The 19,679-nt window shown below is 59.5% G+C and carries 16 protein-coding genes; 6 read left to right on the forward strand and 10 right to left on the reverse strand.

Annotation, left to right across the window (positions count from 1 at the left end):
* Positions 1-313: 313 nt before the first annotated feature.
* Together ABEH28_RS03940 and glyA are read left to right on the forward strand one after the other, a co-directional pair.
* Complete coding sequence (locus ABEH28_RS03940; RefSeq protein WP_346629202.1) at positions 314-4,051, forward strand: EAL domain-containing protein; 3,738 nt, start codon at positions 314-316, stop codon at positions 4,049-4,051.
* Positions 4,052-4,238: 187 nt separating this feature from the next.
* Entirely contained in the window at positions 4,239-5,492 is a 1,254-nt protein-coding gene (glyA, locus tag ABEH28_RS03945; protein ID WP_192173251.1) for a serine hydroxymethyltransferase, read from the forward strand.
* 148 nt (positions 5,493-5,640) lie between these two features.
* Here the strand turns inward: glyA and ABEH28_RS03950 are convergent, their stop codons facing one another.
* The 5 genes from ABEH28_RS03950 to ABEH28_RS03970 all read right to left on the reverse strand — a co-directional run bounded on the left by ABEH28_RS03950 (position 5,641) and on the right by ABEH28_RS03970 (position 11,327).
* The gene (locus ABEH28_RS03950; RefSeq protein WP_346629203.1) at positions 5,641-6,027 is read right to left on the reverse strand and encodes a hypothetical protein; all 387 of its coding nucleotides are present in this window, start codon (positions 6,025-6,027) and stop codon (positions 5,641-5,643) included.
* 846 nt (positions 6,028-6,873) lie between these two features.
* Positions 6,874-7,776 (reverse strand): hypothetical protein, encoded by a 903-nt coding sequence (locus ABEH28_RS03955; protein ID WP_346629204.1) that lies wholly within the window; start codon positions 7,774-7,776, stop codon positions 6,874-6,876.
* 153 nt (positions 7,777-7,929) lie between these two features.
* A complete protein-coding gene (gene yjiA / locus ABEH28_RS03960) occupies positions 7,930-8,901 on the reverse strand; it encodes a GTPase (RefSeq protein ID WP_346629205.1) in 972 nt (323 codons plus the stop codon).
* 132 nt (positions 8,902-9,033) lie between these two features.
* A complete protein-coding gene (locus tag ABEH28_RS03965; protein WP_346629206.1) occupies positions 9,034-9,231 on the reverse strand; it encodes a YbdD/YjiX family protein in 198 nt (65 codons plus the stop codon).
* Between the two features lie 26 nt (positions 9,232-9,257).
* Positions 9,258-11,327, reverse strand: coding sequence for a carbon starvation CstA family protein (locus ABEH28_RS03970; protein WP_192173254.1), 2,070 nt, complete (start codon positions 11,325-11,327; stop codon positions 9,258-9,260).
* Between the two features lie 153 nt (positions 11,328-11,480).
* Here ABEH28_RS03970 and ABEH28_RS03975 point away from each other — a divergent pair, with 153 nt between their 5' ends.
* A complete protein-coding gene (locus ABEH28_RS03975) occupies positions 11,481-11,849 on the forward strand; it encodes a PilZ domain-containing protein (protein ID WP_346629207.1) in 369 nt (122 codons plus the stop codon).
* Positions 11,850-11,861: 12 nt separating this feature from the next.
* Here ABEH28_RS03975 and radA read toward each other — a convergent pair whose 3' ends face one another.
* On the reverse strand, positions 11,862-13,229 hold the full coding sequence (gene radA / locus ABEH28_RS03980; protein ID WP_074888638.1) for a DNA repair protein RadA: 1,368 nt from the start codon (positions 13,227-13,229) through the stop codon (positions 11,862-11,864).
* A 199-nt stretch (positions 13,230-13,428) separates the two neighbouring features.
* Here radA and mscL point away from each other — a divergent pair, with 199 nt between their 5' ends.
* Positions 13,429-13,878: a large-conductance mechanosensitive channel protein MscL gene (gene mscL, locus ABEH28_RS03985; protein WP_192173257.1), complete on the forward strand. Its 450-nt coding sequence runs from the start codon at positions 13,429-13,431 to the stop codon at positions 13,876-13,878.
* A 139-nt stretch (positions 13,879-14,017) separates the two neighbouring features.
* Here mscL and ABEH28_RS03990 read toward each other — a convergent pair whose 3' ends face one another.
* Positions 14,018-14,794, reverse strand: coding sequence for a ferredoxin--NADP reductase (locus ABEH28_RS03990; protein WP_346629208.1), 777 nt, complete (start codon positions 14,792-14,794; stop codon positions 14,018-14,020).
* 319 nt (positions 14,795-15,113) lie between these two features.
* On the opposite strand from ABEH28_RS03990, the gene ABEH28_RS03995 reads away from it, so the two are divergent.
* Positions 15,114-15,362 carry a helix-turn-helix transcriptional regulator gene (locus ABEH28_RS03995; protein WP_192173259.1) on the forward strand — a complete coding sequence of 83 codons (249 nt, stop codon included), beginning with the start codon at positions 15,114-15,116 and terminating at the stop codon, positions 15,360-15,362.
* Positions 15,363-15,509: 147 nt separating this feature from the next.
* Positions 15,510-16,634 (forward strand): methyltransferase, encoded by a 1,125-nt coding sequence (locus ABEH28_RS04000; RefSeq protein WP_346629209.1) that lies wholly within the window; start codon positions 15,510-15,512, stop codon positions 16,632-16,634.
* Positions 16,635-16,737: 103 nt separating this feature from the next.
* On the opposite strand, the gene ABEH28_RS04005 is transcribed toward ABEH28_RS04000, so the two are convergent.
* Genes ABEH28_RS04005 through ABEH28_RS04015 form a run of 3 tightly spaced genes read right to left on the reverse strand, consistent with a single transcriptional unit; the run spans position 16,738 to position 19,446 of the window.
* Complete coding sequence (locus tag ABEH28_RS04005; RefSeq protein ID WP_346629210.1) at positions 16,738-16,938, reverse strand: DUF2474 domain-containing protein; 201 nt, start codon at positions 16,936-16,938, stop codon at positions 16,738-16,740.
* Positions 16,939-16,995: 57 nt separating this feature from the next.
* The gene (gene cydB, locus ABEH28_RS04010) at positions 16,996-18,003 is read right to left on the reverse strand and encodes a cytochrome d ubiquinol oxidase subunit II (RefSeq protein ID WP_346629211.1); all 1,008 of its coding nucleotides are present in this window, start codon (positions 18,001-18,003) and stop codon (positions 16,996-16,998) included.
* Between the two features lie 3 nt (positions 18,004-18,006).
* Entirely contained in the window at positions 18,007-19,446 is a 1,440-nt protein-coding gene (locus tag ABEH28_RS04015; RefSeq protein ID WP_192173262.1) for a cytochrome ubiquinol oxidase subunit I, read from the reverse strand.
* Positions 19,447-19,679: the final 233 nt, after the last annotated feature.

Here is a 19,679-nt window from a genome sequence, read left to right on the forward strand (position 1 = left end):
CAGGCCTTTTGAATCATGCAAGCATGCCGTGCAGAAACCGGCGCGTCGCGCGTGGCGCAAAGCTACCCGAATGCACGCAACAGGGCAAACCGTCCGGCCCATTAGCGCTGGCACTTAGCCACAGCTCGGTGGCATGCTAGCCGCCTTTTGCGCACCGGGCTTATAGTGCGTTTCGCACATGTTGATTCAGTCCAGTAGTCAGGATCACAGTTTGCTCAAACCGACCCCCATCTCACCCCTGCGCCCATCCGATAGCGCAACGACCGTGCCTTTGCGAGGCGTGCTCAGAGGTGCGCTCGCGGTCCTGGTCCTGATGATGTTGATGCTGTTGTTATGGCAGATGATCGAACAGTTCCAGCAGTCTCAGGAACGTCAGCACAAGCGCAGCATCGACTACAGCGTGCAGCTCGCCGACCGGTTGAGCCTGAACATGGCCCTCAACGCGCAGGTCGCGCTGAATGTGCTGGACGGAGCACGCGCCCCTTCGCAATCCGCAGACGAATCAGCGGCAGTGCTGGCGAGTCTGCGTCAGTCCATGCCAGCAGTGAAAAGCCTGGTCTGGCTCGACAGCGATGGGAATGTCACCGCCGACAGCGATGGCGAGACCCGTGACGTAGGCTTTTTGACCCAGATGCATTCGGTCATTCAGGGTCACCCACACTTTTATGCCAACGACCCGGGGGCAGCGACGTTCTATCTGTTCATCCGTCAGCCCGGCGCCGGCAATGAACGCTACTGGGCGCTGCGGCTTAGGCCTGAACTACTGAAATCACTGACCCGCCAGAGCGATCTGGATTACCAGCCCGTCTGGCTGTTGGAAGACATCAGCAATCGCCGCCCCCTCTACAAAAACCTGCTTGATGCCGATCAGTCCACCGAGCGTCAATTGCAGACAGTGCTGCTGCAACCGCTGGCCCACAGCGACTGGCAACTGCGCGGCTTGTTCGACCCGCAGAAAGCCCGCCAGACGCTGCTCTTCCCGCTGATCGGGAAATGCCTGCTCGCCCTGTTCTGTTCGATCATTCCGTTGTTTGCGCTGCGCAGCCTGCGCCGCCGCCAACTTCAGTTGCATCAAAGCCGTCGCCGCTACAAAGACATATTTGAAGGCACCGGCGTTGCGCTATGCGTACTGGACCTCTCCGGTCTGCCGGCTCATCTCAGGCACCTGCAAGTGAACAGCGGCGAAGAACTGAACGCGCGCCTGATCAGCCAGCCCGAGCAAATCAGCGGCCTGCTTCAGCAGTTGCGCATCACCGAGGTCAATCAGGTCGCCGCTCAACTGTTGCGCGCAGAATCGGCACAGCATGTCTGGCAGCAACTGATCGAAGGTTGCCCTCGCGCTCGAAACGGCATCGGTCTGCAGATACTCCAGGCCGTCCTCGACGGGCAACGTCAGCTGGAGCTCGAAATTCTGCTCCCTGGTGCGCAGGGCGGTGACCAACACGTGTGGCTGGTCATGCGCCTGCCCGAGCAGCTCGAAGACTTGAATGCCGTCATTCTCAGCATCAGCGATTTCACCAACCGCAAGCAGGCCGAGCTGTCGTTGCAGGAGCGGGAGCAGTTCTGGTCGGATGTCGTGCGTACCGTCCCGGATTATCTTTGCGTTCTGGATGCGGTGACGCGGCGGATCATTTACAGCAACCATAACCTGGGCCTCGCCCTGGGCTATGAGGCGGCCGAGCTGGATGAGATGGGCGAGCTTTTCTGGGAAACGCTGCTGCACCCGGACGATATCGGTGCGTATGAGCAGTTGCGCCTTGTACGCACCGAGCATGGCCGCAGCGACCTGATCCAGTGCCAGCTGCGGTTCCGCACCCGACGCGGCGACTGGCGTCGTTTCGAGATCCGTGAACAGGCGCTGGCGGCGGACAGTGACGGTCAGATCCGACGCATTGTCGGCGTCGCCAAGGACATCACCGATCAAGTGGACGCCAGCCAGTCCCTGCGCGAAAGCGAGCAGCGTTACCGGATGCTGGCAGAGAGCATCAGCGACGTCATTTTCTCGACCGATCGCCTTTTGCTGGCCAACTACATCAGCCCCTCGGTCAATACGGTGCTGGGTTACAGCGCCGAGTGGATTCTGCAGAATGGCTGGAAGGCGATCATCGCCAACCCGCAGCAGCTCAGCGGCTTTTATGCGCTGCTGCAGCGGATCAGTAAAGCGCTGAAAAAGCCCGAAGCGCTGGCGGACCTGCGCAGCGAGATCCCTACGCAATTGTTCCTGTTCGATTGCCTGCGCGCGGATGGCCGCAAGATTCCTGTGGAGCTGCGTCTGGTTCTGGTGTGGGATGAATCCGGAACTTTTGAAGGCGTTCTGGGCGTAGCACGTGATGTCAGTCAGCAGCGGCGCGCCGAAAAAGACCTGCGCATGGCGGCCACGGTATTCGAACACTCGACGTCGGCCATTCTGATCACTGACCCTGCGGGTTATATCGTGCAGGCCAACGACGCCTTTACGCGGGTCAGTGGCTACGCCGTGTCGCAGGTGCTGGATCAACTGCCGATGATGCTGACCGTCGAAAATCAGCAGGCAGCGCACCTGGGTTACATCCTCAAACAGCTGAGCCAGCGCGGCAGTTGGGAGGGTGAATTGTGGCTCAAGCGTCGCGACGGCGAGCACTACCCGGCATGGGTCGGGATTACCGCCGTGCTCGACGATGAAGGCGACCTGGCCAGCTACGTGTGCTTCTTCAGCGACATCAGCGAGCGCAAGGCGAGCGAGCAGCGCATCCATCGGCTGGCTTATTACGACGCACTGACGCATCTACCCAACCGCACGCTGTTTCAGGACCGTTTGCACAGCGCGTTGCAACATGCCGAGCGTCAACACACGTGGGTGGTGTTGATGTTTCTCGACCTCGATCGCTTCAAGCCGATCAACGACTCGTTGGGCCACGCCGCCGGCGACCGCATGCTCAAGGAAATGGCCTTGCGCCTGCTTGGATGCGTTGACGAAGACGACACTGTTGCGCGCATGGGCGGCGACGAATTCACCCTGCTGCTGCAACCTCGCCCCACCCAACAGGCCGCGCTGAACCGGGCGATTCATGTGGCCGAACAGATTCTTGCCAGCCTGGTGAAACCCTTCGTGCTGGAGGGCCGCGAGTTCTTCGTCACGGCCAGTATCGGCATCGCGCTGAGCCCGCAGGATGGTAACGAACTCAGCCAGTTGATGAAGAACGCCGACACGGCGATGTACCACGCCAAGGAACGCGGCAAGAACAACTTCCAGTTTTATCAGGCCGACATGAACGCCACCGCCCTTGAGCGTCTGGAGCTGGAAAGTGACCTGCGCCATGCCCTGGAGCAGGGCGAGTTCACGCTGTATTACCAACCGCAGTTCAGTGGCGACGGCAAACGTCTGACCGGCGCCGAGGCCTTGCTGCGATGGCGTCACCCGCGTCGCGGCCTGGTGCCGCCGGTGGAATTCATCCCGGTGCTCGAGGAGCTCGGGCTGGTGGTCGAAGTCGGCGAGTGGGTGCTCAAGGAGGCGTGCCGCCAGTTGCGCGAGTGGCATCTGGCGCGGGTCCGCGTGCCGAAGGTGTCGGTCAACATTTCTGCACGGCAGTTTTCGGACGGCCAGTTGGGCACGCGCATCGCCAGTATTCTGCAGGAAATCGGCCTGCCGCCCGCCTGCCTCGAGCTGGAACTGACCGAGAGCATCCTGATGCGTGAGGTGAGCGAAGCCATGCAGATTCTGGCCGGGCTCAAGCGGCTGGGCCTGAGCATCGCAGTCGATGACTTCGGCACCGGCTACTCGTCGCTGAATTACCTGAAGCAGTTCCCCATCGACGTGTTGAAGATCGATCGCACGTTCGTCGATGGCCTGCCGTCCGGCGAGCAGGACGCGCAAATCGCCCGGGCAATCATCGCCATGGCCCATAGCCTCAATCTGTCGGTGATTGCCGAGGGCGTGGAAACCCACGAGCAGCTGGAGTTTCTTCGTGAACATGGCTGCGACGAAGTTCAGGGCTACCTGTTCGGCCGCCCCATGCCGGCGACGCGGTTCGAGGCTCAGTTCAGCAACGATGCGCTGTTTATGCTCGACTGACTCGAGTTGCAAGCTTCAAGCGGCAAGCTACAAGCAGAAGCCGCCCCGCATTCGGCTTGAAGCTTACGGCTTGAGGCTTGAGGCTTGCATCGCGCTCATCACGCACATGACCCGCTTTCATATGCCAGATAAAACCCGATGGGTTAGAATGCCCCCCTTTTCTACTGCCCGATCCCCGAGGACCGCCATGTTCAGCCGCAATTTGACCATCGCCAAGTACGACGCCGACCTGTACGCCGCCATGGAACAGGAAGCCAAGCGTCAGGAAGATCACATCGAGCTGATCGCCTCGGAGAACTACACCAGCCCGGCAGTCATGGAAGCCCAGGGCTCGGTTCTCACCAACAAATACGCTGAAGGCTACCCAGGCAAGCGTTACTACGGTGGCTGCGAATACGTCGACATCGTCGAGCAACTGGCCATTGATCGCGCCAAGCAACTGTTCGGCGCCGATTACGCCAACGTCCAGCCACACGCAGGCTCCCAAGCCAACAGCGCGGTATATCTGGCGCTGCTCAATGCTGGCGACACCATCCTGGGCATGAGCCTGGCCCACGGCGGTCACCTGACCCACGGCGCCAGCGTTTCTTCGTCGGGCAAGCTGTATAACGCCGTTCAGTACGGCATCGACGGCAACGGCCTGATCGATTACGACGAAGTCGAGCGTCTGGCCGTCGAGCACAAGCCGAAGATGATCGTCGCCGGTTTCTCGGCCTACTCGCAGATCCTCGACTTCCCGCGTTTCCGCGCCATCGCTGACAAAGTCGGCGCCTACCTGTTCGTCGACATGGCCCACGTGGCCGGTCTGGTCGCTGCAGGCGTTTACCCAAACCCGGTTCCGTTCGCTGACGTCGTTACCACCACCACCCACAAAACCCTGCGCGGCCCGCGCGGTGGCCTGATCCTGGCGCGCGCCAACGCCGACATCGAGAAGAAGCTGAACTCCGCTGTCTTCCCGGGTGGCCAGGGCGGTCCTCTGGAGCACGTCATCGCGGCCAAGGCGATCTGCTTCAAGGAAGCACTGCAGCCTGAGTTCAAGACCTACCAGGAACAAGTGGTGAAAAATGCCAAGGCCATGGCCGGCGTGTTCATCGAGCGCGGTTTCGACGTGGTCTCCGGCGGTACTGAAAACCACCTGTTCCTGCTGTCGCTGATCAAGCAGGACATCTCCGGCAAAGACGCCGATGCCGCATTGGGCAAAGCGTTCATCACCGTGAACAAGAACTCGGTGCCAAACGATCCACGCTCCCCGTTCGTCACCTCCGGCCTGCGCTTCGGCACCCCGGCCGTGACCACTCGCGGCTTCAAGGAAGCAGAGTGCAAGGAACTGGCCGGCTGGATCTGCGACATCCTGGCAGACCTGAACAACGAAGCGGTGATCAACGCCGTACGTGAGAAGGTCCAGGCCATCTGCGCCAAGCTGCCGGTTTACGGCGCTTGATAGCGGTTGGTTGATGTGAAAAAGCCCGGCTTGTTAGCCGGGCTTTTTGTTGGGTGTTGCTGTCCGAGCTGATAGTGGCCGAAGGCGAAGGGTTAAAGCCACTGGAAGTCAGGGTGGTAAATTCGATGCGCTAACACGCGAACAGTTTCTATGGCCGCCCCATTTTCAGACGCAAGCAAATCAGCCCGAGTGCACCGAGAAGAGTTAGCGCCGAATAAAAGAAAAACTTAATCCAAAACCGAAAGTGCCTCGGAAGTTTTTGAAGCTTGTGCTTCGGAATGACTTCCTGTTTCTTAAATGCACCCGGAACGATCAAGATCATTGTTATGAACGACTCGCGCATTCTTCGTCCAAGCCTTGTATCACCGTAATAGTCTGCATGCAGACCGATCATTTCGATATCAGAAAGATAATCTTCAATGCGCTCCATGTATTTCAGGAAAAAGATATAAGACGAAACCAGGTGAATTAAGGTCAAAACGAAATCAATGAACCCCAACCATACAGCTACGTTGTAAGAGATCAGGACAGCCATTCGTAGACCATCTCCCCAAACGACTCACCGACTATCTCGCCCAAGGCGCCGCCTCCGTAAGCTAAAGCTCCGCCGGCAATAATCCCGCAACCTGACGCAGCCAGCCCCAAGGTAGGTGCACTAAACTCTGCAAAGGAAACGACCGGCGCGGCGTAAGCGCCTGAATCACCTCCGGCAAGTCCCAGGAGCACGCCCCCCCGCTAATTTTGATCCTTCAAGGTAATGAGCCTGTCGACATAACTCTTCACGTCCCATATAACAGACCTCCTTAATCTCCAGCGCGGTGCATGCCACGTTCAGTACAATTCCAACCTCCGTCCCGTGCTTTAAAAATTTCGCTGCTTTGGCGATCCGTGCAGTTCGCGATGCATACACCGTATTTCCCAGTGCGATATGGATTCGGATGTATGACTGTCAGATTGCGGACTCTTGTGACACTTTTATCAAGTAGCCCAACAGGGCGAGGCAGAAACCATTGATGTAAAGAAAAACATAGATCCCCCATATGCAGCGCTTCAGGCGAAGGGAAATGCGCTTGTGAGCGTCTTTATCTGTATCGCCTCGCCGGTACATGGCGTTTGGGAAGGTAATAACCGTCATTACCATATTGAATCTCATGTGCCTGCCTATAAACCCGCCTTGCCAGATATTTCGGAAGTCCCTGATGCACCTGCAGTCAGATAATTGGTATTCGAGATACTCTATGTTTCTGTAGGTAAACCACGCCATTAGTACAATGTTGATCCACATCGAAAAACATAGGATAAGACTCGATATGCCCAAGGCTATGGAATGCATTACGGAATCCACTCGTAGATTAGCTCTCCCTGATATTTCCCGATGCTTTCACCTATCAGCCCCCCCAGCGTATCCCCCTAGTGCGCTGGTTGCGATGCCGCACCCAAGCGCACCGACCCCTCCTGTCAAAGCTCCCATCACGACGATGCAGATTGGAGTGAGTGTTGAGGCTCCTAAGGAGCCACCTACAATCCCTCCGGCAACGCCATAAATAAATTTCCCGCTTTCTGTATATTTGGCTCTTGTGCACGTTTCCGTCCTGCCCACAGAGCAAGCTTCCTTTACCTCAAGGCCCGCGGAAATTGCGTTCAGCCCAATGCCCACTGGCGTCCCATGCTTCAGCAACTTCGCCACCTTGGCGATCTTCGCAATTCGCGCGGCGTAGCCCTGTATCTCCCCGGTGCGCAGGTAACTTTTGGTCGATAGCCCCAGCATCTTTTTCAGTGGGCCTTTTTTAGTCAACCCGGTCCCCCAGCGGGCGATACCTTCCAGCTGAACATCCAGCCTGGCAAATAGCACTCGCCGTTGATTGATGAATTCCTGCCGGGCAACGGGCGTCCCGCGTGCCAGCGACAGCTTGTACAGCCGCTCGATTTCTTCGAGGGTTTTCTGCACGCCGTTAAGGTGCTTACTCCAACTGCCTGTGGCGGCGCCGACGCCCAGCGATCCGTAACTGAGCATGTTCTGCATCAGGTCGTAGTTCTTGATCAGTTCGCTGCCCGAGCCTTTAACCTGTCGATGGACGTTCCACGCCAGGTTCATCAGCTCGGTTTCTTCTGCCGTGAGGCTGCCCATCGAACCGTCGCTGACAATCACCAGCTGGCCCGGCATAACCACCACATTGCGAATGTGCGCATTCAGCACATCAAACTTTGCGCTGCCGCCGACCCGAGCTTTGAGCGTGAAGTAGGTTTGTATGCGGTCATTGATGAACACGTAGGGCTTGGACATGAGGCTGCCCGTCCTTGCTTGACTTCAGATCCAGCAAGGATAGGGACGGGATGTAGGGTTTAGAAGCGTAGGGAGGGGGATTGAAAGTACGATTCGGAACGGTCCTACGCAGGCGGCATAGCTCGTCTTACGGACCATTCCCGCACGCGATATCTAATCTGCAGCAACGCCTGCAAAGCCGGCCCGGATCTTCTCTTCCGGCAGTTCATCGGCAATGAACACGATCACGCTTTCGCGCTTTTCGCCATCCGCCCACTCCACATCGAAATCAAATCCGTACAGCTTCAGCACCCCCTGAAACACCAGCTTGCGGTCTTCGCCAGCGATGTTCAGCACGCCTTTGTAGCGCAGCAGTTGTTTGCCGTGCTCTTCCAGCAACTCGTTCATGAAGGTGCTGAGCCTGTCGATATCCAGCGGCTGGTCACTGCGCAGGACCAGGCTGCTGATCCGGTCGATGGAACGGCCTGCGGGGGCTGCCGGGCGCAGTGTCATCCCGCCGATGTCAGCGTTCAGGTTGAAGCCGCGCACATCCAGCAACTCGGCCAGATCAATCTTGCCGTGCTCGACCACACGAATCGGCGCACGTCGGTTGATGCGGGTCAGTCGCTCGCTTAGCGCGGTGACGGTCGCCTCATCCACCAGATCGGTCTTGCTCACCAGCAGACGATCCGCGAAGCCGATCTGCGCCTGGGCGATGGTCTGCTCCAGGTGCGTGTCGGCGTGGGCGGCGTCAACCAGCGTGATGATGCCGTCGAGGATGTAGCGCTCGCGCAGCTCCTCGTCGATAAAGAAGGTCTGCGCCACCGGTGCGGGGTCTGCCAGGCCGGTGCATTCGATGACCAGCCGATCGAAGGCGATCTCGCCACTGTCGAGGCGTTCCAGCAGCAGATACAGCGCTTTGGTGAGGTCGGTGTGAATGGTGCAGCAGACGCAGCCGTTGGACAGGGTCATCACCTGCACGGGCTCATCGCCCAGCAGCTGGGCGTCGACGCCGGCGTCACTGAATTCGTTCTCGATCACGGCGATCTTCAGGCCGTGCTCTTCTTTGAGCAGATGGCGCAGCAAAGTGGTTTTGCCGGCGCCGAGAAAGCCGCTGAGGATCGTGACGGGGATAGGTGTGAACAAAAAAAAGACCTCGATTCGCTGAAAAAAAACAGGAGTGAAGTTGCTGGCGATTCGAAATGTCAGTCAGTACAGCGGCGACTGAATCAGCGCATCGCGGGCAAGCTCACTCCTACATGACCCAGGGTCACATCATTAGCAACACTTGGGCCCGCCCTTCCCGCCGTAACGTGCGTCCTGGCGTTCCCGAAAGAACGCCTCGTAGGACATCACCGGCTTGTCCGGGTGGGTCTTCTGCATATGCTCAGCGTAGTTGTCGTAATCCGGCATGCCCACCATGAGGCGGGCGGCCTGACCGAGATACTTACCCAGGCGACTCAGATCGTTGAACATACGCAACTCCTCGCGTTACAGCGCACTCAGTGGGTTTCCGGGAAAGCCTGGAACGGCGATTCCTTGTCGGTACGCTCTTTCTTGACCCACGCCGCCCGACCGACCTTCAACGCATAGAACAGAATGCTCAGGACCACGAACAGGAACAGCGTGGTCAGGGTGGCGTTGGTGTAGGCGTTGAAGATCACATGCTGCATTTGATCCATGGTCTTGGCCGGGGCCAGCACCTGACCGGCGTCTGCCGCCGCGCTGTATTTCTTCGCCAGCGCCAGGAAGCCTACCGCAGGGCTCGGGTCGAACAGCTTGATGAAGCCCGCGGTCACGGTGCAGATCAGCAGCCATGAAGCCGGCAGGATGGTGACCCAGACGTACTGCTGACGCTTCATTTTGATCAGCACAACCGTCGCCAGCATCAGCGCGATACCCGCGAGCATCTGGTTGGAGATACCGAACAGTGGCCACAACGTGTTGATCCCGCCCAGCGGATCGATCACGCCCTGATACAGCAGATACCCCCACAGCGCGACACAACCACCGGTACCGATGGCGTTGGCGGTCCAGGACTCGGTGCGTTTCAGCGCAGGCACGAAACTGCCCAGTAGGTCCTGCAGCATGAAGCGGCCAGCACGGGTACCGGCATCGACTGCCGTCAGGATGAACAGCGCTTCAAACAGAATCGCGAAGTGGTACCAGAACGCCATAGTGTTCTGACCCGGAAAGGCCTGGTGCAGGATCTGCGCGATACCCACCGCCAGAGTCGGTGCACCACCGGCACGGGCCAGCACGGTGTTTTCGCCGATGTCCTTCGCCACAGCGGTCAATTGATCCGGTGTGATGAGGAAACCCCAACTGCTGACCATCTGCGCGACCGAAGCGACGTCGGAGCCGACGATGGCCGCCGGGCTGTTCATCGCGAAGTACACGCCTGGCTCGATGACCGAGGCCGCAACCATGGCCATGATCGCCACGAACGATTCCATGAGCATGCCGCCGTAACCGATGTAACGGGCGTTGACTTCGTTATCCAGCAGTTTCGGCGTGGTGCCCGAAGAGATCAGCGCGTGGAAACCGGAAACGGCGCCACAGGCGATGGTGATGAACAGGAACGGGAACAGGGTGCCTTTCCAGACCGGACCGGTGCCGTCGGTGAACTGCGTCAGCGCAGGCATTTTCAGCTCAGGCGCCAGAATCAGGATGCCGATCGCCAGCGCAATGATGGTGCCGATTTTCAGGAACGTGGACAGGTAGTCGCGAGGCGCCAACACCAGCCAGACCGGCAGCATGGCCGCGACAAAACCGTAACCGACCAGCATCCAGGTGATCTGCACGCCGGTGAAGGTGAACATCGGCGCCCACTCAGGGCTCGCTGCCACAAGGCCACCGACCCAGATCGACAGCAGCAACAGCACGACGCCCACCACCGAGATCTCGCCGATGCGGCCCGGGCGGATGAAGCGCATGTAGATGCCCATGAACATCGCGATCGGAATCGTCGCCATGACCGTGAACATGCCCCATGGGCTCTCGGCCAGCGCCTTGACGACGATCAGCGCCAGCACCGCGAGGATGATGATCATGATCAGGAAACAGCCGAACAACGCGATGGTGCCGGGGATGCGGCCCATTTCTTCGCGCACCATGTCGCCCAGGGAGCGACCGTTACGGCGCGTGGAAAGGAACAGGATCATGAAGTCCTGAACCGCACCCGCCAGCACGACGCCGGCGATCAGCCACAGCGTGCCGGGCAGATAGCCCATCTGCGCGGCGAGCACCGGACCGACCAGCGGACCAGCGCCGGCAATGGCAGCGAAGTGGTGACCGAAGAGAATGTGTTTATTGGTGGGAACGTAGTCGAGCCCGTCGTTCTTGAGCACCGCGGGGGTGGCCCGGGTCGGGTCGAGTTGCATGACCTTGGTTGCGATGAACAGGCTGTAGTAGCGATAAGCGACCAGATAAATGGCCACTGCGGCGACCACAATCCAGAGTGCATTGATCGCCTCCCCGCGACGCAATGCAACCACACCCAGAGCCCAGGCCCCAAGGATCGCAACAATCAGCCAGGGCACGTGGCGCAGCAGACCATTATTGTTTTTCATTTTTTTTGTTTCCAACTGAGTGGACTTATTGTTGTTCAGCAAGCGGAGTTTAGCGCCGCCGGAGCGAAAGGCTACCCCCACGATGGTCTAGCGCGATATTTGTCCTATAGTCAACGCAGCGGGCGCTTCAGGCGCTGAAGGAGTAGTAGCGTAATGACCGAGAACCACAAAGATCGTCGTCGCTTCAAACGTGTTGCATTCGACGCGAAAACGAAACTCACACAAGGCGGCAAAACCTGGACGGTTCAGCTGATCGACCTGTCGCTCAAGGGGCTGCTGATCGAAAAGCCGTCACCCTGGGAGGGCGATCCCGATGAACGCTTCATGGTCGACATTGAGTTGCAGGACGGTATTGATGTCGTGATGGAAGTGCTGCTGACCCACGATGATCACAATCACCTGGGGTTTGTCTGCAAGCACATCGAGCTCGATTCAGTGACGCACCTGCGTCGACTGATCGAACTCAATATTGCCGATCACGATGAACTGGAGCGTGAGCTGGGCGCACTCATACATCTATAGAACGCGCTGTCCTTACTCGAACAACGCGTCCAGTGCTTGATCCAGGCGAGTCACGCCAATCACCGTCAGGCCCGGCGGCGACTCTTTCGGGGCGTTGCCCTTGGGCACGATGGCGCGTTTGAAGCCGTGCTTGGCCGCTTCCTTGAGTCGCTCCTGACCGCTCGGCACAGGGCGCACTTCGCCGGACAAGCCTACTTCGCCAAACACCAGCAAGTCTCCCGGCAGCGCACGGTTGCGCAGGCTGGACATGACGGCGGCCATCAAGGCCAGGTCGGAAGCGGTTTCCAGCACTTTCACCCCGCCCACGACGTTGAGAAACACATCTTGGTCATGGGTGGGGATGCCGCCGTGGCGGTGCAGTACCGCCAGCAGCATGGCCAGCCGGTTTTGATCCAGCCCCAAGGTCACGCGACGCGGGTTGGAAAGGTGGCTGTCATCGACCAGCGCCTGCACTTCGACCAACATCGGCCGGGTGCCTTCCCACGTGGCCATGACCACACTGCCCGCGACTTCTTCCTGCGCACGTGTGAGAAAGATTGCCGAGGGGTTCGAGACTTCTTTCAGGCCTTTGTCGGTCATGCCGAAGACGCCCAATTCGTTGACGGCGCCGAAGCGATTTTTCACTGCGCGCAGCAGACGCAGGCGGCCATCGGACTCGCCTTCGAAATACAGCACGGTGTCGACCATGTGCTCCAGCACCCGAGGCCCGGCCAGGGCGCCTTCCTTGGTGACGTGGCCGACCAGAAAGATCGCGGTGCCGCTCTGCTTGGCGTATCGCACCAGCAACGCGGCACTCTCGCGAACCTGGGATACGCCGCCGGGCGCTGATTGCAGTTGTTCGGTGAAGATGGTCTGGATCGAGTCGATCACCATGACCTTCGGCTGCTCGATGCGCGCCGTGGCAATGATGGTTTCGATGCAGGTTTCGGTCATGACCCGCAGTTTGTCCTGGGGCAAGCCAAGCCGACGGGCGCGCATCGCGACCTGCTGCTGCGACTCTTCGCCAGTGACGTACAGCGCCGGCATGCGCTCGGCGATGGCGCAGAGGGTCTGCAACAGAATGGTCGATTTGCCGATGCCGGGGTCGCCGCCAATCAACACCACAGAGCCATCCACCAGGCCGCCGCCGAGAACGCGGTCCAGCTCAGTGGAGTTGGTGGAAAAACGCGGGATTTCTTCAACACTGACTTCCGCCAGGGTTTTGATCTGCGCCTGCTGGCCGGTCCAGCCGGAACGACCGCTGGGCGCAGCCGCCGTACTGTTGTCGATCACGGTTTCAACGAGGGTATTCCAGGCACCGCATTCGCTGCACTGGCCGGCCCATTTGGGAAACGTCGAACCGCACTCGGTGCAGCCGTACATGCGTTTGGCCTTGGCCATGACACCCCCGATGTAAAAAGGGGGCAATCATACCCGATGCGTCAAACCGCCGGTTGCAGCGCCATCGGGCACGCACGCTTTTGGAGGATTAAATAAAACTTACCGGGACGGACCCGGTCGATTGCATGGATTAAGCGAGATGCAGGTAGCTGACTTACACTGCATTTACCACTCTCATCTGTAACAAAGGAATACACCCATGAGCGTACTAAGCGAGTTCAAAGCCTTTGCCGTAAAAGGAAACGTCGTCGACATGGCCGTCGGTATCATCATCGGCGCGGCATTCGGCAAGATCGTTTCGTCGTTCGTCGGCGATGTAATCATGCCGCCCCTCGGGTTGCTGATCGGCGGCGTGGACTTCAGTGATCTGGCCATCATGCTGCGGCCTGCTGAAGGGACTGCACCTGCGGTGGTGCTGGCCTACGGCAAGTTCATTCAGACCGTGATCGACTTCATCATCGTCGCATTCGCCATCTTCATGGGCGTCAAGGCGATCAACCGCCTGAAACGCGAAGAGGCCAAAGCACCGACCTTGCCGCCAACCCCGTCCAAGGAAGAGCTGCTGCTGGGCGAAATACGCGACCTGCTGAAAGAGCAAAACAGCAAGCCGGCTGCGCCACTGCCAGTGACGCCTGACCGGTTCGTTTAAGGCCGGTCATAACATGTGGGAGTGAGCTTGCTCACGAAGGGGCCGGGGCATTCAGCCACTTTCTCTAGTGAATGAAAGTGAGCCTTCGCGAGCAAGCTCGCTCCCACAAAGGTTTTTCAGCAGCTACCGCAGCACACACCTACCAGTAATTCTCCACCGCAATCTGTCCCGGCTTGCGCGTCAACGCCAAGCGCATGTCACGGGTTTTCAGTACCGCGCGGGTGTCTTCGATCATCTGCGGATTGCCGCAGATCATCACCCGTGAGTGCTCGGGTGTCAGCGCGGCGCCGGCCGCCTTCTCCAACTCACCGTTTTCGATCAGCGTGGTAATCCGTCCGTTGAGCGCACCGGGATGCGGCTCCCGCGTCACCGTTGCGATGAATCTGAACTTGTGTGCGTACTCGGCCAGGTATTCGCGCTGGGTCAGCTCGGCGATGAGCTGCTGGTAGGCCAGTTCCCGGGACTCGCGGACGCTGTACACCAGAATGATGCGCTCGAATTTTTCCCAGACCTCGAAGTCCTGCAGGATCGACAGGAACGGCGCAACGCCGGTCCCTGTGGATAACATCCAGAGGTCGCGACCATCGGTGAAGCGATCAAGGGTCAGGTAACCCACCGCCTGTTTTTCCACCATCAGCGTGTCGCCCTGACGAAGCCGGCTCAGCTCGCTGGTGAATTCGCCGTTGGGCACCACGATGGAGAAGAACTCGAGGAATTCATCGAAGGGCGAAGACACCACCGAGTACGCCCGCCACACCGTGGTGCCGTCGGCTTTGGTCACGCCCAAACGTGCGAACTGTCCTGCCGTGAAGCGGAAACCGGGATCGCGGGTGGTGCGAAAGGTAAAGAGACTGGGAGTCAGCGGCGTAACGTCCAGCAGCGTTTGCCGGGTGAATTTCTCTGCACTGGCAGTCATGGGGCGCTCCTGGCTCCTGTCTCACAAAAAGGGTGATCAGTGTCCCGCAAACCCGCCGTGATAAACACCACCGGTTTGTAGTGATATCCGCAACGACTGATGCGATTTTTAGAGCATTTCGCTATCGGCGTTATCGCCAGGTGATTCATGCAGACGCACACAATCGCCCTAACCTCATGATTCCCTTAGCTTTTACAAATCATGTCTGCAGCTAATCGGGGCGGTACTTCGACGCGACCACGAACCGCGCTCCATCCCGGGCCGTAATTGTTTCCTAGACTTCGATCAGGACGATCAAGACTGAGCATGGAGGCACACGATGGGTATTCGGAAGCTGGGGGAAGACTGCACGGCGAACGCGCAGACGCTCGCCTACAAGGGCCTGACGATCAGAGAGGTAGAGGTATTGAAGTGGTCCGCGACTGGCAAGACGGCGGCAGAAGTCGCGTTGATCCTGGATGTCACAGCGCGCACCGTTAACTTCCACGTTGGCAAAGCCATCCAGAAGATCGGCGCCTGCAACAAGATGTCGGCAGTGGTCCAGGCAACGAAAGATGGGGTGATCTAGGCACAAGGTGAGGCAGGGGAGAAAAGCCCGGTGCGCGCGGGCAAAAACACGTAAAATCGCCGGCTTTGCGAACCTGGACACGCCGGCGCAGGTGTAACTGCCGCCGATACGCCGGTCGCGCCATCAACGACTGGAACTGCTCCGCCCATGCCGCTGCTTACCACCCCGTTTGCCCAGCTCGACCTGATCCGCCAGCCGGAGCAGTCGGATGAGCCCTTGCAGGCCTTCGATGCTGCCGACGAGTACCTGCTCAACCATGTCGCTGAACAGGGCGTGACGCTGCAAACGCAGGTGCTGGTGCTCAACGACAGCTTCGGCGCGCTCGCAGCGAGCCTTGCGCCCCATGCCACGGTGGTCAGCAGCACGGATTCGTACCTCAGCGCTCAGGCCCTGGAAAAGAACCTGGTGCGCAATGGCCTGACCTACGACGCGGTGCCGGTGATCCCGGCGAGCGCGCCGTTGACCGGTCCCTTCGACTGGGTGCTGATTCGCGTACCCAAAACCCTCGCCTTGCTGGAAGAGCAGCTGATTCGTTTGCAGGGCCAATTGGCCCCGAACGCCAGAGTCGTCGCTGCCGGCATGATCAAGCACCTGCCACGCTCCGCCGGGGAGCTGATGGAAGAGTACATCGGCCCGGTGCAGGCATCGCTAGCGGTAAAAAAGGCGCGGCTGCTGTTTTGCACGCCTGAAGCCAAAACCGTGCAGCCCTCGCCCTACCCCACCCATTACACGCTGGACGAGCCGAAGATCGAGTTGATCAACCACGCCAACGTGTTCTGCCGCGACAGTCTGGACATCGGCACCCGCGCCTTCCTGCCGTACTTGCCCAAGGGCCTGGGCTCAGCGCGGGTCGCCGATCTGGGTTGCGGCAATGGCGTGCTCGCCATGGCCAGCGCGCTGGAAAACCCCGACGCCCATTACACGCTGGTGGACGAGTCATTCATGGCGGTGCAGTCGGCGCAGGAGAACTGGGCGTTGGCCTTCGGCGAGCGCCCGGCGGTGATTCACGCAGGTGACGGGCTGGCGGCGCAGGAGCCCGATTCGCTGGACGTCATCCTGTGCAATCCGCCGTTTCACCAGCAGCAAGTGGTCGGCGATTTCCTCGCCTGGCGGATGTTCCAGCAGGCGCGCTCGGCACTGGTCACCGGCGGCGCGCTGTATATCGTCGGCAACCGGCACTTGGGCTATCACAGCAAACTGGCTCGGTTGTTCAGGGGCGTGGAGCAAGTGGCGGCGACGCCGAAATTCGTGATCCTCAAGGCGCGTAAGTAGAAACCTCTTCGCGAGCAAACTCGCTCCCACAGTGTTGCAGCAACGCCAACATGACCGCACAAAAAAACCCGCCGAAGCGGGTTTTTTATTGAGCGAGCATCACTCAGTGGGACTTCATGCCTGCCGCTGTCATGAACATGCGCAGCAGCATGGCGACCACGAAGAGGGCCAGCACGCTGCCGGTCCAGATGACCACTAGCCAGCCGATGCGCTGCCACAGTGGCTTGCCCTGCGCTGGATCAACCTCGCGCCTGTGCTCATTCTGATTCCGGGCTTCGTGCTGAACAGATTCTTTAACCGACATCGCTAAACCCTCTTCTCCCGCAGTGGGGCCCCGAGGAGAAACCGGGGCCATTACCTGCTAGTGATAGCCGTGTTCGTGGGTGACTTTGCCGCGGAATACGTAGTAACTCCAGAACGTGTAACCCAGGATCAGCGGAATGATGAACAGCGTACCGACCAGCATGAAACCCTGACTCTGTGGCGGCGATGCCGCTGCCCAGATCGACACAGTCGGCGGAATGATGTTCGGCCACAGGCTGATGCCCAGCCCGCTGTAGCCGAGGAAGATCAACACCAGCGTCAGCAGGAACGGTGCGTAGTTGGCATTGCGCGCCACCGCTTTGAACAGGCCGTACATCGTCAGCATGACCAGCGCCGGCACCGGCATGAACCACAACAGGTTAGGCAGGCTGAACCAGCGATCGGCAATGGCTTGGTGGGCCAGCGGCGTCCACAGGCTGACGATGGCCATGACCACCAGCGTGGCCAGGGCCAAAGGGCGTGCCAGATCGTGCATGGCTTTCTGCAGCGGCCCCTCGGTTTTCATGATCAGCCAGGTGCAGCCGAGCAAGGCATAGGCCACGATCAGCGCCAGACCACAGAAGATCGAGAACGGCGTCAGCCAGTCCAGCCCGCCTCCGGCATAGGCACGGTCGACCACGGAAATGCCGTCGATGTACGCGCCCAGTGCCACGCCCTGGAAGAACGTCGCCACCAGCGAACCGCCGATGAACGCCTTGTCCCACAGGTGCCGCTTGACGTCGGTGGCCTTGAAGCGGAACTCGAATGCAACGCCGCGGAAGATCAGCCCGAACAGCATGAAGATCAGCGGCAGATACAGCGCCTCAAGCACGACCGAGTAGGCCAGCGGGAAGGCGCCGAACAAGCCGGCCCCGCCCAGCACCAGCCAGGTCTCGTTGCCGTCCCAGACCGGCGCGACGGTGTTCATCATCACGTCGCGGTCGGTCTTGTCCTTCATGAACGGGAACAGTATTCCGATGCCCAGATCGAAGCCGTCCATGATGACGTACATCATGACGCCGAAGATGATGATCACGGCCCAGATCAGTGGAAGATCGATACCCATGGCTCAGTTCCCCTCAGTCAGGCTGTCTTTGCGGTGGTCCGTGCTGCTTTCATCAGCAGCAGAGAGAGGACGCGCCGGGGTGCGTTTCTGCCCAGGTCCGCCGTGCGCCGGAGTATCCCCTTCGTGGGTTTTGGGCCCTTTGCGTACCAGACGCATCATGTAGCCGAAGCCGGTGCCGAACAGCAGGAAATACACCACGACGAACAACACCAGCGTGATGCTCAGCTGCTCAACGCTGTGGCGGGACGCCGCATTGGCAGTACGCATCAGCCCATAGACCACCCACGGCTGACGCCCGATTTCGGTGGTGAACCAGCCCGCCAGCATGGCGATCAGACCGGCCGGCCCCATGCACATGACCAGACGCAGGAACCAGCGATTGGTGTACAGGCCGCCGCGCCAGCGCAGCCAGGCGCTCCACAGACCGACCGCGATCATCAGCATGCCCAGCGCCACCATGACGCGGAACGACCAGAACACGATCAGCGAATTCGGACGGTCCTCCGGCGGGAAGGATTTGAGGGCCGGGATCTGCTTGTCCAGGCTGTGGGTCAGGATCAGGCTGCCCAGGTACGGAATCTCGACGGCGTACTTGGTGCGCTCCTCCTTCATGTCCGGGATGCCGAACAGGATCAGCGGGGTCGGCTCGTCGCCGACGTTTTCCCAGTGACCTTCGATGGCGGCGATCTTGGCCGGCTGGTGCTCCAGGGTGTTCAGGCCGTGAGCGTCGCCCACCATTGCCTGAATCGGCGCAACGATCAACGCCATCCACATGGCCATGGACAGCATTCTGCGAATCGCCGGGTTGTCGCGGCCACGCAGCAGATGCCAGGCCGCCGAGGCGCCGACGAAGAACGCTGTTGCGACAAAGGCAGCGATTGCCATGTGCGTCAGTCGATACGGGAACGACGGGTTGAAGATCACCGCGAACCAGTCCACCGGAATCACCCGGCCATCGACGATCTCGAAGCCTTGGGGGGTTTGCATCCAGCTGTTGGAAGCCAGAATCCAGAAGGTCGAAATCAGTGTGCCGACGGCCACCATTGACGTGGCGAAGAAGTGCAGGCCGCGACCGACGCGGTTCCAGCCGAACAGCATGACGCCGAGAAAGCCCGCTTCGAGGAAGAACGCGGTGAGCACTTCATAGGTCAGCAGCGGCCCGGTGACCGCGCCGGCGAAATCGGAGAAGCGGCTCCAGTTGGTACCGAACTCATACGCCATGACCAGACCCGAAACCACACCCATGCCGAAGTTGACGGCAAAGATCTTCGACCAGAAGTGATAAAGGTCGCGGTAGGTGTTGTCATGGGTTTTCAGCCACAAGCCTTCAAGCACCGCAAGGAAGCTCGCCAGACCAATGGTGATGGCAGGGAAAAGAATGTGAAATGAAACGGTGAACGCAAACTGGATTCGGGCGAGATCGAGCGCCTCTAAGCCGAACATAGGTCTTCCTCTATCAGGTGGAACTGGCTTCAGACTCAGGGCCTTCAGCGACTGCCCCCGGTGTATTGAGTACGAGGTGTGGCGTTTGTTCTCTTGGATTCGTGCTCAGGTCGGCGACCGGGGGATGCGTCAGGCGGCCAGTTCGATCAATACAGTTCAGAGCATTGATCCAGGTCAGCTGACAGTGAAAGAGTAGTCCCATTTCGGCACTTGCTCTGCGTGGTCTTTTGTCG

Origin of the sequence: Pseudomonas sp. Ps21-P2, from assembly GCF_039672565.1 — a bacterium.
Lineage (GTDB): Bacteria > Pseudomonadota > Gammaproteobacteria > Pseudomonadales > Pseudomonadaceae > Aquipseudomonas.

What these genes read in the sequence shown, in the direction of transcription:
- ABEH28_RS03940 (WP_346629202.1), top strand. Translation starts at nt 314, where the DNA reads ATGATGTTGATGCTGTTGTTATGGCAGATGATCGAACAGTTCCAGCAG.
- glyA (WP_192173251.1), top strand. Translation starts at nt 4,239, where the DNA reads ATGTTCAGCCGCAATTTGACCATCGCCAAGTACGACGCCGACCTGTAC.
- ABEH28_RS03950 (WP_346629203.1), bottom strand. Translation starts at nt 6,027, where the DNA reads ATGGCTGTCCTGATCTCTTACAACGTAGCTGTATGGTTGGGGTTCATT.
- ABEH28_RS03955 (WP_346629204.1), bottom strand. Translation starts at nt 7,776, where the DNA reads ATGTCCAAGCCCTACGTGTTCATCAATGACCGCATACAAACCTACTTC.
- ABEH28_RS03965 (WP_346629206.1), bottom strand. Translation starts at nt 9,231, where the DNA reads ATGTTCAACGATCTGAGTCGCCTGGGTAAGTATCTCGGTCAGGCCGCC.
- ABEH28_RS03970 (WP_192173254.1), bottom strand. Translation starts at nt 11,327, where the DNA reads ATGAAAAACAATAATGGTCTGCTGCGCCACGTGCCCTGGCTGATTGTT.
- ABEH28_RS03975 (WP_346629207.1), top strand. Translation starts at nt 11,481, where the DNA reads ATGACCGAGAACCACAAAGATCGTCGTCGCTTCAAACGTGTTGCATTC.
- radA (WP_074888638.1), bottom strand. Translation starts at nt 13,229, where the DNA reads ATGGCCAAGGCCAAACGCATGTACGGCTGCACCGAGTGCGGTTCGACG.
- mscL (WP_192173257.1), top strand. Translation starts at nt 13,429, where the DNA reads ATGAGCGTACTAAGCGAGTTCAAAGCCTTTGCCGTAAAAGGAAACGTC.
- ABEH28_RS03990 (WP_346629208.1), bottom strand. Translation starts at nt 14,794, where the DNA reads ATGACTGCCAGTGCAGAGAAATTCACCCGGCAAACGCTGCTGGACGTT.
- ABEH28_RS03995 (WP_192173259.1), top strand. Translation starts at nt 15,114, where the DNA reads ATGGGTATTCGGAAGCTGGGGGAAGACTGCACGGCGAACGCGCAGACG.
- ABEH28_RS04000 (WP_346629209.1), top strand. Translation starts at nt 15,510, where the DNA reads ATGCCGCTGCTTACCACCCCGTTTGCCCAGCTCGACCTGATCCGCCAG.
- ABEH28_RS04005 (WP_346629210.1), bottom strand. Translation starts at nt 16,938, where the DNA reads ATGTCGGTTAAAGAATCTGTTCAGCACGAAGCCCGGAATCAGAATGAG.
- cydB (WP_346629211.1), bottom strand. Translation starts at nt 18,003, where the DNA reads ATGGGTATCGATCTTCCACTGATCTGGGCCGTGATCATCATCTTCGGC.
- ABEH28_RS04015 (WP_192173262.1), bottom strand. Translation starts at nt 19,446, where the DNA reads ATGTTCGGCTTAGAGGCGCTCGATCTCGCCCGAATCCAGTTTGCGTTC.